The organism is Hymenobacter cellulosilyticus, assembly GCF_022919215.1.
Lineage (GTDB): Bacteria > Bacteroidota > Bacteroidia > Cytophagales > Hymenobacteraceae > Hymenobacter > Hymenobacter cellulosilyticus.
Genome location: NZ_CP095046.1, coordinates 755,446 through 768,376, shown reverse-complemented (window position 1 = coordinate 768,376; position 12,931 = coordinate 755,446). Strand labels below are relative to the sequence as shown.

Below are 12,931 nucleotides of genomic sequence, written 5' to 3'. Positions count from 1 at the left end.
TCATACTTCGCCGAGGACGGATTGCCACGGCTCCGCCTCGCAAGGACACGAGGCAGGAAGCTACTATGCTTCCTGGGTGGCGGCTACCCGGGCTTCCAGGTACTCCTGGGTGCTGTTCACGGCCAGGGTGGGCACCACCGTTACCACCACGTACTTCGAGGTAGGCGTGTTACTGACCTTGGCTACCGAGCCTACCGGCACCAGCGGGTTGGCCTCGGGGAAGTAGGCGGCTACGTTGCCTTTAGGGATGTCGTAGGGTACGGCAATGAACTTCTCTACCGTGCGCTTTTCGCCCTTGAAGTGACTGGTAATGTCAATCAAGCCCTTGGCCTTGATGCCGCGGGAGGCCATGTCTTGCACGTTCATAAACAGCACCCGCCGCTCGCCATACACGCCGCGGTACCGGTCGTTGTAGTCGTAGATAGTGGTATTGAACTGGTCGTGTGAGCGGATGGTCATCAGCACCAGCTGGTCGGGCTCCAGGGTGTGCTTCTCAAAGTCGGTAGTGCTGAAGTTGGCCTTGCCGTTCTTGGTCGTGAATTTCCGTTCCCGGGGACCGTTGGGCAGATAGAATCCGCCGGGACGGCGCAGCTTCTCGTTGAAGGCTTCGAAACCCGGAATAACGCGGCTGATATGGTCCCGGATGACGTCGTAATTCTCGGTCATGGCTACCCAGTCGGCAATGTTGATTTTGGTGCCCAGCGTAGCAATAGCCACGCCGCAGAGGATGGCCACTTCGCTCATCATCTGGCCTTCCAAGGGGATAAGCACGCCCTTATTCTGGCTGACCACGCCCATCGAATTCTCGCAGGAGGTCATCTGGTGGCCGCTTTTCTGCATGTCCACGTCGGCGTGGGTGAAGCAGGGCAGCAGCAGGCTGGTTTCGCCGGTGGTCAGGTGGCCGCGGTTGAGCTTGGTGCCCACGAATACCGTGAGTTTCTGCTTGCGCATGCCCTCGGCAATGATTTCGGTGTCGGGGCCGGCAGCCAACAGGTTGCCGCCCAGGCTGAAGAATACCTTGGTTTTGCCCTTGTACATGGCCTTGATGGCTTCCACCGTGTCGTAGCCGTGCTCGTAGGGCGGCTGGAAGTTGAATTCCTTAGCTAAGGAATCCTGGAACTCCCGAGTCGGCTGTTCCCACACGCCCATGGTCCGGTCGCCCTGCACGTTGGAGTGGCCCCGCACCGGGCAGGTGCCCGCCCCGGCCTTGCCGATGGCGCCCTTCATCAGGTGCAGGTTCACGATTTCCTGGATGGTTTGCACGCCCTGCCGCTGCTGGGTTACGCCCATGGCCCAGCAGGTAATAATTTTCTGCTTGGTAGCCAGCATGTTGGCTGCTTCCAGGAGCTGGGCCCGGGAAATGCCGCTGACTTCCTCAATGTCTTCCCAACTCGTGTTGCGGATGTTCTGCTCAAACGACTCGAAGCCGGTGGTGTACTTGTCGATGAAGGGCCGGTCGACGACCCGGCCGGGGTTGCGGTCCTCGGCCTCGAAGAGGTGCTTCATGATGCCGCGCAGCACGCCCATGTCCCCATCCACGCGCACCTGCAGAAACAGGTCCGTAATCTGGGTTCCGTCGCCCATCAAAGCGCCCAGAGCCTTGAATGGGTTCATGAAGTCCTGGGGGTTCTTGAAGTGGTTGAGGCCGGCTTCAATCAGCGGGTTGATGCTGATAATCTTGGCTCCGTTGCGCTTGGCCTTTTGCAGAGCCGTGAGCATGCGTGGGTGGTTGGTACCCGGGTTCTGGCCAATAATCAGGATGACTTCGGCCTCGTGAATGTCGTTGAGCGTCACGGAGCCTTTGCCCAGGCCCAGCGTGGGACTCAGGGCGGCCCCGCTGCTTTCGTGGCACATGTTGGAGCAGTCGGGCAGGTTGTTGGTACCAAGCATCTTGGCAAAGAGCTGGAACAGGAAAGCCGGCTCGTTGGGTACCTTGCCCGAGGTGTAGAAAACTGCCTCGTGGGGCGAATCCAGCGCGTTCAGGTTGTCGGCAATGAGCTGGAAGGCGGCGGGCCACTCGATGGGGAGTAGTGGTTGTCGCCGGGGCGCTTTACCAGCGGGTGCGTCAGGCGGCCGGCGTTGTTCTGGTCCCGGTCCGTCATCTTCGAAAGCTCCGCCAGGCTGTAGCGGGCAAAGAACTCGGGACCGGCGGCTTTGTCGTCGGCATCAGAAGCGGTGGCCTTGGCGCCGTTTTCGCAGAATTCGGCTACCGAGCGGTGATTGTCGGGGTCGGGCCAGGCGCAGGAGGAGCAGTCGAAACCGTCCTTTTGGTTCATGCTCATCAGGCCCCGGGTGCCCCGGTTCACGCCGCCTTCGCTCCAGCTGAACTGCATGGACTTGATAACGGCCGTAACGCCGGCCGCTACCTTGGCCTGCTCTTCCAGGCGCAGACCGGTGAAGGCGTCCGGCGGCTGGGCCAGAATCGGGTGCTTGTACTTGGCATTGGCTACGTCGGGGGCGGGTATCACGCTTTCGTCTCGTTCGGCTTGGGGGTCGGGGCGGTAGTGGTCGTTGGTGGGCGCTTCGCCCTGGTCGGGCCGTTCCCCGCTCTTGGGGCGTTGGCTTCGGCGCCTTGCTGTTCGGTTTTGCCAGCTTTATTCGGGTCTTCGGCGGGGGACTTTTCCATGGTAGCAGAACAATTGAAATGGGAAAAGGATAAGCCCGCCGAGCAATTCTCCGGCGGCCAACTCCATTCTGCTCACCCGAAACTGACGGGAATATGCCGAGTCAGAGGTGCCAACAAGACCAGACTTCAGGCTGAACAGTACTAGAAGTCAGACGCAGAAGCTCTGGCTCAGGTTGCCGGAAGGGCACGGATTAGCCCGCTGCTTTACTATATGTAAAAGCCAAAGAGCATGACACGCTCTTCAGGGTAGCAATACGCCTGGTAGGATTTCTTCTGTAGTGCAGCATGGCAGCTCCTACCTCCTGTTGGTACAGCAACCTCGTTGCCACCGCTTGCTGCGGGGCTGGCCTGGCAACTACTTCTGGCTAAGAAGCGTGCTGCATTTGAAATTTCTTGGGCGTAAGCCCATACACCTGCTTGAAAGAATGAATAAAGCTCGACATGCTTTCGTAGCCGGCTTGGTCATACACGTCACTGGCTTTGAGCGTACCCTGCCGCAACAGCTGCGCCGCTATGGCTAGGCGTTGCTGGGTTAACCACTTGTTGGGTGGAGTGCCGTAGAGCCGAGCGAAACGCCGCTTGAAGGTTGATAGGCTCATGTGGCATAAAAAGGCAAGTTCCTCCACCGTGATAGGCACGGGCAGTTCGGCTTCTACCACGGCGCGTATCCGTTGGTTTTCGGCCACCTCGTGCACGCTGGCCCGGAGTAGCTGCAAGGCGGCAGGCTGCTGTTGGCTTACATACAGCAGCAGTTCTTCGAGCTTGAGTTGCTGAAAGCCCAGGCTTAATTCTGGACCAGCGCTAAGCAACAGGGTTAACGACTGGACAAAGTTGGTCAGAAAGCCGTCTGGCTCGAATACCTGAAAAGGGTAGTTTACCGGCGCTGTTCCCTCCCCTGGCTTTAAGTCCGGATACTTAGTAAAAAAGCTGGTGAGTGCCTCATCGGAGAAAAACAGCAGCACGCTTCTATAGGTATCGTCTGCACCAGTCAGCTTTTCACTGGTCAGGCAATTGCCAGCCGGCAAGAGCAGAAACTGGCCGGGCGTTATGCGCTTCGTAGCCGTCGGATACGTTACTACCTTCTCTCCCTCCAGTAGAAAGCTGAACAGGTGATAACGCATCGTAACTTTTGTTCGCACGCTGCTCAGCGCCGTAGTGTAGGGCACCAGATACGTTGCTGGCAGAGCCCCAGTGGAACGGGGCATAATATCATCGGGTAGCAAAACCTGTTGCATGGGAACAAATTGGAATCCGGCCGGCGAGAGAGTGCGCAATCTATACCGCTTATCTTGTACCGTTCCTACTTACGCAGGAACATTCCTGACGAGATGTTCGCGGGGCGAGCCCACGCTTAAAAGGATACTTTACCCACTGAAAAAGTCGTCGGTGGAGGAGTAGCCATTATCGCCGAGAGGTTGGCGTACAACACGTAGCTATCGGCTCCGTTGCGCCGGGCCAGCGTGGTTGGGCCAGGTCCTGAAGTAACGAACGTGCCCGCTAGCGTGGCCGATGCCCACTTGGTGCTGGTCGTCAAACGATAGACCTTATTCTGCGTGCCAGCCACGACTTGCAGCGTGTTGTCGTCCTGCAGCAATAGGCCATCGGCACCGCGCAGATCGACGCCCGGGACAGTAAGAAGCGTAAAATTCGCGGGGTTGCTTAGGGGCACCCTGAAGAGGGCCCCTTCATCGGTTTTGGCAACGAGCAAATAGCCCCCGTCGCATCCGCGTGAAATACTACGCCATTCAACCCAAAGGCTCCTGGAGCTGCTGCCAACCGAGCGTCGTCCAAGAAAACCGAGGCGACGCCCTGCGCGGTTACCTTATAAATCACCGGCGCGAAACTGTCGGTCACGTAGGCATTGCCTTGCCCATCTACCGCAATGTCGTTGGCAAAGTGCCCGGAAGCACTCGGGCGTAAGGCCCCTAGATCCGCCGTAAAGTTAACGGTACCCTTGTCACGGTCAAGGCTCACGAGTTTGGCTACATCACCCGTTACGGCGTTGGACGAGGCGACTAAGACCCGGGTGCGGGCTTCATCCAGATGCAAGCCGACGGCCGAGGCAATACCGGTAGCCTGACCGGCGGCCAGGATGCTATACGTGTTATCGTCCTTTACCCGGCCAACGTTGCCCGTGGTAAGGGAGCTTACCAGGAAGGCCTGGTTGGTCGCATCATACTGCACTCCTTCCGGAAAGAGGCCGGGAGCCGTAAACGTAATCATGGCTGGCAGGGCAGGGGCTGTGTCACCCGTCTCCTCCTTCGAACAGGAAGCCAGACAGATTGCATACGTCCCGAGCAGAACGCCGGCGAAGGAGCGGCGAGCCAGGCGGTACGGGAAGGAGGCAGGAAGAAGATTGAATTGCATGGTAAATCGAAAAGTAAGAAGTTGGGGTGCTGGAGAAGTGGCGGAGCTTTTTGCCCCCGGGAAGTAAAAACCACGGCTGCTTTTTTAGAAGGAGAAAGCAGCCGTGGCTACGCTACCTGACTATGTCGCCACGCGTAGTGGGCGCTGTCCTATAGGCAGTAAACAATTTCTCGGGTGGCCAAAGCCGGTGGTTATTTCCGCTGCCCGTACAGCAGCAACGAGGCCTTGCCCAGGGTGATGCTGTTACAGTTGAAGGCGACAAAGGCAGGAGTGGCATTCTTATCTAGCTCCAGCTTTTTGCTGAGCGCGAGCACCGTAATCAGGTAGCGGTGGGCCGGGCCCGGGGTAGGAGCGGCTCCCACGTACCCGGGCTGGCCGAAGTCGGTGTTGCTCTGGATGGCCCCAGCGGGAGCCAGGTTTTTGCTCAGGTCGCCGGCGCCCGACTTCAGTTCCGTCACCGTAGCGGGGATGTTGAAGATAACCCAGTGCCAGAATCCACTGCCCGTGGGTGCATCCAGGTCGAAGATGGTGACGGCAAAGCTCTGCGTACCGGCCGGCGCATGTTCCCAGGTCAGGGCCGGCGACTGATTTTCGCCCGTAAAGCCCATCCCGTTTAAAAACTGCTTGTTGGTTAGTTGCCCGCCTAGTTCGGGGCTTTTCAAGGTGAATGTTTGGGCAAAGGCACTAGTGCTTAGCAGTGCGGAAGTAGCTAGAGTGGCTGCAACATTTTTCATACGAAGGTTTTGTGCGGTTGAAGAACTGAATGAACAGCACAAAAGTATCGGGCACCGGCAGGCCAAATTGTCGCAGGAAATCCAAAAAGTATCGCAAAACGTCCATAGTTTGCTTCCGACCTATTCTAGGTTCTGCAGGGAATAGTTAGCTGAGAAATCTGCTAATCTTAGATCATGTTTGCTTGGATCACCATGTTCGTATTCAGGCACATCAGAATCCTTTTATACTTACAGACAAACCGCATTTCTAAGTCAGTTGTGTCATTTCAGACCCAAACTGGTTTTGCTTCCCGCCTGCTGCGTATCCTCCTGGATTTGGAAAGCTTATAATACAACCAAGCCCGGCCGTAGACACGGCCGGGCTTGGTTGTTGGTACTTAAGGTGTAATGTGTTTAGGCCGGCACAGCCACCTGCTGCCCCGCCGGAATCTGGGTGCCGATGGGTAGCTCCACCGGGCCACGGTCACGATGACGAACTTGGAGGTCGGCGTATTGCTCTTGTACGCCACCGAGCCGATGGGCACCAGCACGTTGCCCTCGGGGAAGTACACGGCGCAGTTGCCCTTGGGAATGTCGTAGGGAATGGCAATGAACTTCTCAGCGTGGCGCTGCTGGCCCTCGAAGTGGCTGGTAATGTTGACCAGGCCCTTTTCCCGGATGCCCCGCTCGGCCATGTCCTCGGGGTGGAGGAAGATGACGCGCCGCTCGTTGTGCACACCGCGGTACCGGTCGTTGTAGTCGTAGATGGTGGTGTTGAACTGGTCGTGTGAGCGAATGGTCATCAGCACCAGCTGCCCGGGCTCCAGCACGTGTTTTTCCAGGGGCGTGCTGGTGAAGTTGGCCTTGGCGTTTTCAGTAGTGAAGTTTCGTTCCCGCGGACCGTTGGGCAAGTAGAAGCCGCCGGGGTGGCGCACCTTGGTGTTGAAGTCCTCGAAGCCGGGAATGGTGCGGGCCACGTACTCCCGAATCAGGTCGTAGTTCTCGGTGCAACCTACCCAATCCACGGTGCTTTTCTCGCCCAGGGTGGCCAGGGCAATGCCGCACACAATGGCTACTTCGCTGAGCATCTGGTCGGAAATGGGCTCCAATACGCCCTTACTCATGCTGACCACGCCCATCGAGTTTTCGCAGGTCATAAACTGCTGCCCCGACTTCTGCATGTCGATGTCGATGCGGGTTTTGCAGGGCAGCAGCAGGGCCATTTCGCCGTTGACAAGGTGGCTGCGGTTGAGCTTGGGCGTGACGTGCACCGAGAGGCGGAGCTTGCGCATGCCCTCGGCCACAAACTCGGTGTCGGAGCAGGCCGAGAGCATGTTGCCGCCCATGGCCATAAACACTTTCACCCGGCCGTCGTGCAGGGCCTTCACGGCTTCCACCACGTCGAAGCCGTACTCCCGCGGCGGCTCGAAGCTGAACTCCTTGGCCAGCGCATCGAGGAAGGTGTCGGTGGGCCGCTCCCAGATGCCCATGGTCCGGTCGCCCTGCACGTTGGAGTGGCCCCGCACCGGGCACAATCCCGCGCCGGGGATGCCCACGGCACCTTTCATGAAGTGCATGTTCACGATTTCCTGAATCGTGTACACCCCGTTTTTCTGCTGGGTCAGGCCCATGGCCCAGCAGGTAATAATCTTCTTGTGGCGGGCAATCAGATTGGCCGCTTCCTGAATCTGGGCCCGGGTAATGCCGCTGGCTTCCTCAATATCGGCCCAACTGGTGTTGTTCAGTGTCTCGACCAGCTCGGGGTAGCCGGTCGTGTATTCCTGGATAAAGCCCTGGTCGAGCACCTGACCGGGGTTCAGTTGCTCGGCCTCCAGCAGGCACTTCATCAGCCCGCGCATCACCAGTTGGTCGGAGTTGATGCGCACCTGTAGATAAATGTCAGTGATGGGCGTACCGTCGCCGAGCAGCACGCCCAACGCCTTGAGCGGGTTCATGAAGTCCTGAGGGTTCTTGAAGTGCAGCAGGCCAGCCTCGTGCAAAGGGTTGATGCTGATAATCTTGGCTCCGTTCTTCTTGGCCTTTTGCAGGGCCGTGAGCATGCGCGGGTGGTTGGTGCCCGGATTCTGCCCGATGATGAGGATGACTTCCGCCTCGTACATGTCGTTGAGCGTGACCGAGCCCTTACCCAGGCCCGTCGTGTTGCTCAGGGCCGCGCCGCTGCTTTCGTGGCACATATTGGAGCAGTCGGGCAGGTTGTTAGTGCCAAACTGCCGCACGAAGAGCTGGTACAGATAGGCCGGCTCGTTGGGCACCTTGCCCGAGGTGTAGAAAATGGCCTCGTTCGGCGACTTCAGCGCGTTCAGCTCTTGGCCGACCAGCTCAAAGGCCTCGGGCCAGGAAATGGGCGTGTAGTGCGTAGCGCCCGGCCGCAGCACCATGGGGTGGGTGAGGCGGCCGGCGTTGTTGAGGTCCCGGTCCGTCATGTGCGACAAGTCCACCAGGCTGTGCTTGGCAAAGAAGTCCGGCCCCACCGGGTCCGACTGGGCATCGGAGGTGGTGGCCTTGGCGCCGTTTTCGCAAAACTCGGCCACGGAGCGGTGGTCGTCCGGGTCGGGCCAGGCGCAGGAGGAGCAGTCGAAGCCGTCCTTCTGGTTCATCTTCAACAGGGCGTGGGTACCGCGCACGGGCCCTTCATAGTCCATGGCAAAGGCGCCCGACTTGAGTACGGCCGTAATGCCAGCTGCAACCTTGGCCGGCTTGGTGAGCTTCAGGCCGGTGAATTCTTCCGGCGGCTGGGCCAGAATCGGGTATTTGTGCTTGGCCCCGAGCGTGTCGGGGGCTTCCATCACCCGGTCGTCGAGGGTTTCGCGCTCGGGCGAGGTGCTCCAGTTGTCGCTGGTGGGCGCGGTGCCCTGGTCGGGCCGCTCGCCGCTTTTAGGGGCATTGGCTTCGGCACCTTGCTGCTCGGTTTTGCCGGCTTGGTTGGGGTCGTAGGCGGGAGATTTATCCATGACGCGGATAGGAAATAGCAATAATGAGGGGAGGGCCCGTCTGCGTTAGTGGCGGCAGTCCAGGTCTTTTTCAACTAAGATTTTCAGGGGCTGGTCGCCGGCCATCATCAGCGTGGCCGACAAGCCGTTCTGGTCGGTGCTGGTCCAGTGGTTGGCCAGCGCGGCGGGCACTTTTACGGTAATAGCGCCCGCGCCGTGGGTGATGCGGAATTCTTCATTTTCGGCCCGCTCCAGGGCATAGGTCAGGCTGTCGTGGGCGGTAGGGCCCAGAGGCAAGGCAACAGCCACACGGCCGGTTTCGGCAAATTGCTGCACTTCAGATTCGGACAGGCGAAGGCGCAGCGAATTGTCTTCGAGACGGAGTTTCATGAACGGGGAATAGGTACGGAGGTAACTTAATTACGCAGCTTTAGCAGTTCGGGTAGAGCTTCAGGACGGCTTTTCCCCACTTTATTTTGCCAAGCGCCACCGTGAAAAACCGCACGGTCGAGGTTCTGAGCGGCGTTTGTACTGCTGCCGCCCTAAGCCGGGGCAGCACCAAGCAACCCCAGAAAGCCCGGCTGCCTCGTGCTAGTAGCCTGCCAGTTTTTATATTCTTTGGATTATATGTCGATAAAGTTGGGCGCCATTTTAGAAAGGCCGGCCGAAATCGTAGCTTGAAGCCCTATTAAGCTAAGACGCATAAAATAAGTTAGATGCAACCAACTATTTACGGGCTGTTCATCGGTGCCGGTATACTGCTAGCGGGTGCGGCCCGGGCCCAGTCCGCCAGCACCGATTCCCTGGCTACAACCGGCAGCCTGCGCCGGCACTACTCGGCCGCCGTGGGCTCCGATTCTCGCCTTTACAACGGCCCGGAATACGTGAACTACGTGAAGCGCTTCGTGACGGGCCACCAGTATTTTGAAACCAACCAGCTGCGGCCGGCCACTGTAGAATACGCCGGCTCTACCTACGCCGACGTGCCGCTGCGCTACGACATTGTGCAGGATGAGCTGGTGCTGAATGCTCCCAAGGGCATCCTGGAAATGCTGCTCATCAAGGATAAAGTGACCCGGTTCACCGTGGCCGGACACTCCTTTATTCACCTCACGGCGGGCTCCGCGGAGGCTTTGCCCGAGCGGCCCGGCTTCTACGAGCTGCTGGTAGACGGGCCGGTGCAGCTGCTGGCCCTGCGCCGCAAAGACCTGCAGGAACGAGCATCGGCCGGGGGGCTGGAAGGGGAAATAACCGAGAAGGACGCCTTCTTTCTGCGCCAGAACAACCTTTACTCCAAAGCCAGCAAAGCCCAAAGCGTACTGGCGTTGCTGCCGGAGCATAAAGCTGCGCTTCGCGACTATATCCGAGCCCAAAAGCTGAAGTTTAACGCGGCTGCCCGGGAAGAGTCCCTGGTGGCCCTGGTGCGCTACGCCGCCACGCTAGCCCCGCCCCGCAGCCGTAGCGCCGGGGCTGGCTACCTGCTTTATCTGTTGACAATCATACGCTTGTGCATGAAATATCTTTACCGGCTAATTCTGCTTATAGGTTTAAGCACCGTTGGCTTCAAGAGCTACGGGCAAACGGCGGAGCCCGCCGTGAGCGGCAGCTTCCAGGGCGTGAGCCTGGAGCAGTTTGTACGCCAGCTCGAAGACCAGACCCGCTACCGGTTCTTCTTCGACACGGCCGCGGTGCAGCGCGTGACCGTGACTTTGCAGGCCCAGGCCCAACCCTTGAGCAGCGTGCTGCAACAGGCCTTGGGAGCCACTGAGCTGCGCTTTGTCATTGATGAGGAACACAACGTCTTTATCACGCCCCGGCAGCCCGTGGCCACTGAGCTGCCCACCGACTATTTCCGGCCCGGGGCCGTGGCTGCCGCGCCTACCGGCGATACGCCGGCGACCAGCCAGCCGGTACGGGCTGCCAACGTGGCCCGGCTCTACGAAATAGGTCGGCCGGGTGCGGCTAACAGCGCGGGCAAGGCCACGCTGGCGGGCCACATTCGCGAGGCCAGGTCGGGGGAGCCGGTGCCGGGCGCCTCAGTCTACATCGAGACGCCGGCCATCGGGGTTTCCACCGACCAGTTTGGCTACTACGCCCTGACGCTGCCCGTGGGGCGGCACACGCTCAACATCCGTGGCATCGGCATCAAGAACACCCGGCGGCAGGTGCAGCTAAATGCCGACGGCAAGCTGGACGTGGAAGTGGAGGAAGATATTACCAACCTGAAAGAGGTGGTGATTGAGGCCGAGAAAGACAAAAACGTGGCCGGCATGCAGATGGGGATGGAAAAGCTCGACATCAAGACCATCCGGCAGGTGCCCACGGCCTTTGGCGAAGCCGACATTCTGCGCGTAGTCCTAACGTTGCCCGGCGTGAAGGCCATCGGGGAGGGCAGCACCGGCCTGAGTGTGCGCGGCGGCTCCACCGACCAGAACCTGATTTTGTTCAACGACGCGACGGTGTATAATCCGTCCCACCTGTTCGGCTTCTTTTCGGCCTTCAACCCCGACATTCTCAAAACCGTGGAGCTCTACAAAAGCGGCATCCCGGCCCGGTTTGGGGGCCGGTTGTCGTCGGTGCTCGACATCGCCACCCGCGACGGCAACAAGAAGAAGCTCAGCGGCTCGGGCGGCATCGGGGCCCTGACCAGCCGCCTCACGCTGGAAGGTCCCATTATCAAAGACAAAAGCTCCTTCCTGATTGGGGGCCGCACCTCGTATTCGGACTGGCTGCTGAAGCTGCTGCCCAACCGCGACCTGAAGGAAAGTTCGGCCTCGTTTTATGACCTGAGCGCCCACGTCAGCCACGAGCTCAACGACAAAAACACGCTCTACGCCACCGGCTACTACAGCCGGGACCGGTTTAAGCTGGCCTCCGATACTTCCTACGCCTACCAAAACCAGAACGGCAGCCTGAAGTGGAAGCACATCTTCGGCAACAAGCTCTACGGCGTGCTGACCGGCACTTACACCAACTACCAGTACCGGATTGCCAGTGAGAAAAACGCCGTCAATGCCTCGGAGCTGACCTTCGGCATCCGGCAGCTCGGCGCTCAGGCCGACTTCAGCTACTTTCACAATACCAAGCACACCATCGACTTCGGGCCAGTACGTTGCGCTACCGCGTGGCTCCGGGCAAGCTGGTAGCCAAGGGCGCCGAATCGTTGGTGGTAGGAGAGCAGCTAGCGGCGGAGCAGGCCCAGGAAAGTGCCCTGTATGTGTCCGACAAAATAGACGTGACGCCGCGGCTGGCCCTGGTGCTGGGGCTGCGCTACTCATTTTACCAGGCCCTGGGTCCGCGCGACGTAAACCAGTACGGGGCGGGCCTGCCGCGCACGACCGGCAACATTACCGACACGGTGCGCTACGGGGCGGGTTCTACCATTGCTACTTATCACGGGCCTGAATACCGGGCTTCGCTGAAATACGCCTTGTCGGACAACTCCTCGGTGAAAGCCAGCTACAACCGCACTCGGCAGTATATCAGTCAGTTGTCGAATACGGCTTCGTTGTCGCCGACCGATACCTGGAAGCTGAGTGACGCCTACATCCGGCCCCAGGTGGGCGACCAGGTCTCAGTGGGCTACTACCGCAACTTCCGCCGCAACACGATTGAAACCTCGGTAGAAACTTACTACAAGCGGATGCACGACTTCGTGGACTATAAAAGCGGGGCCAAGCTGCTGCTGAATCACCACCTGGAAACCGACCTGATCAATGCCGAAGGCAAGGCCTACGGGGTGGAATTCTCGATCCGGAAGTCAACGGGCAAAATCAATGGCTGGCTTAATTACACCTACTCCCGCTCTCTGGTGCGGGCCAACGCCGGCACACCCGCCGAGCAGGTCAACCGCGGCGAGTACTACCCCAGCAATTTCGACAAGCCCCACGACGTGACCCTGGCCGGCAACTACCGCTTCAGCCGGCGCTTCAGCACCTCGCTCAACTTCAACTACAGCACCGGCCGCCCCATCACCCTGCCCCTGGCCCGCTACTACGTCGACGATGTGCCCCGCGTGTTCTACTCCGACCGCAACGCCTACCGCGTACCCGACTACTACCGCGTCGATTTTGCCATGAACATCGAGGGCGGGCACAAAGCCAAAAAGCTGGCCCACAGCTCCTGGACGCTGTCGGTGTACAACCTCACGGGCCGCCGCAACCCGTACTCGGTCTACTTCAAGTCGGAAGGCGGGCAGATCCGGGGCTACCAGCTCTCCATTTTCGGCCAGCCCATTCCCACCGTGACTTACAACTTCAAATTCTAGTGCCCTA

At 59.4% G+C, this 12,931-nt stretch carries 8 protein-coding genes and 1 pseudogene; 2 read left to right on the top strand and 7 right to left on the bottom strand.

The window, feature by feature from the left end; all coding sequences use genetic code 11:
- Positions 1 to 63: 63 nt before the first annotated feature.
- From MUN79_RS03850 to MUN79_RS03820, 7 genes and pseudogenes are all read right to left on the bottom strand, one after another.
- Positions 64 to 2,626 (bottom strand): annotated as a pseudogene (locus MUN79_RS03850) (FdhF/YdeP family oxidoreductase).
- Positions 2,627 to 2,991: 365 nt separating this feature from the next.
- Positions 2,992 to 3,831, bottom strand: coding sequence for a helix-turn-helix domain-containing protein (locus MUN79_RS03845; RefSeq protein ID WP_244676471.1), 840 nt, complete (start codon positions 3,829 to 3,831; stop codon positions 2,992 to 2,994).
- A 146-nt stretch (positions 3,832 to 3,977) separates the two neighbouring features.
- Complete coding sequence (locus MUN79_RS03840) at positions 3,978 to 4,295, bottom strand: hypothetical protein (RefSeq protein WP_244676470.1); 318 nt, start codon at positions 4,293 to 4,295, stop codon at positions 3,978 to 3,980.
- Positions 4,286 to 4,849 carry a hypothetical protein gene (locus MUN79_RS03835; RefSeq protein ID WP_244676469.1) on the bottom strand — a complete coding sequence of 188 codons (564 nt, stop codon included), beginning with the start codon at positions 4,847 to 4,849 and terminating at the stop codon, positions 4,286 to 4,288. The genes MUN79_RS03840 and MUN79_RS03835 overlap by 10 nt, the downstream gene beginning before the upstream one ends.
- Positions 4,850 to 5,184: 335 nt before the next feature.
- A complete protein-coding gene (locus tag MUN79_RS03830; protein ID WP_244676468.1) occupies positions 5,185 to 5,727 on the bottom strand; it encodes a YbhB/YbcL family Raf kinase inhibitor-like protein in 543 nt (180 codons plus the stop codon).
- A 377-nt stretch (positions 5,728 to 6,104) separates the two neighbouring features.
- A complete protein-coding gene (locus MUN79_RS03825; protein ID WP_244676467.1) occupies positions 6,105 to 8,678 on the bottom strand; it encodes an FdhF/YdeP family oxidoreductase in 2,574 nt (857 codons plus the stop codon).
- 45 nt (positions 8,679 to 8,723) lie between these two features.
- Positions 8,724 to 9,047: a DUF7009 family protein gene (locus MUN79_RS03820; protein ID WP_244676466.1), complete on the bottom strand. Its 324-nt coding sequence runs from the start codon at positions 9,045 to 9,047 to the stop codon at positions 8,724 to 8,726.
- A 326-nt stretch (positions 9,048 to 9,373) separates the two neighbouring features.
- On the opposite strand from MUN79_RS03820, the gene MUN79_RS30605 reads away from it, so the two are divergent.
- Together MUN79_RS30605 and MUN79_RS30600 are read left to right on the top strand one after the other, a co-directional pair.
- Positions 9,374 to 11,803 (top strand): TonB-dependent receptor, encoded by a 2,430-nt coding sequence (locus MUN79_RS30605; protein ID WP_311136650.1) that lies wholly within the window; start codon positions 9,374 to 9,376, stop codon positions 11,801 to 11,803.
- Positions 11,770 to 12,924: a TonB-dependent receptor plug domain-containing protein gene (locus MUN79_RS30600; protein ID WP_311136649.1), complete on the top strand. Its 1,155-nt coding sequence runs from the start codon at positions 11,770 to 11,772 to the stop codon at positions 12,922 to 12,924. The genes MUN79_RS30605 and MUN79_RS30600 overlap by 34 nt, the downstream gene beginning before the upstream one ends.
- The last annotated feature ends 7 nt before the right edge of the window (positions 12,925 to 12,931 follow it).

Coding starts and splice junctions, on each gene's coding strand:
- MUN79_RS03845 (WP_244676471.1), bottom strand. CDS start 3,831: ATGCCCCGTTCCACTGGGGCTCTGCCAGCAACGTATCTGGTGCCCTAC.
- MUN79_RS03835 (WP_244676469.1), bottom strand. CDS start 4,849: ATGATTACGTTTACGGCTCCCGGCCTCTTTCCGGAAGGAGTGCAGTAT.
- MUN79_RS03830 (WP_244676468.1), bottom strand. CDS start 5,727: ATGAAAAATGTTGCAGCCACTCTAGCTACTTCCGCACTGCTAAGCACT.
- MUN79_RS03825 (WP_244676467.1), bottom strand. CDS start 8,678: ATGGATAAATCTCCCGCCTACGACCCCAACCAAGCCGGCAAAACCGAG.
- MUN79_RS03820 (WP_244676466.1), bottom strand. CDS start 9,047: ATGAAACTCCGTCTCGAAGACAATTCGCTGCGCCTTCGCCTGTCCGAA.
- MUN79_RS30605 (WP_311136650.1), top strand. CDS start 9,374: ATGCAACCAACTATTTACGGGCTGTTCATCGGTGCCGGTATACTGCTA.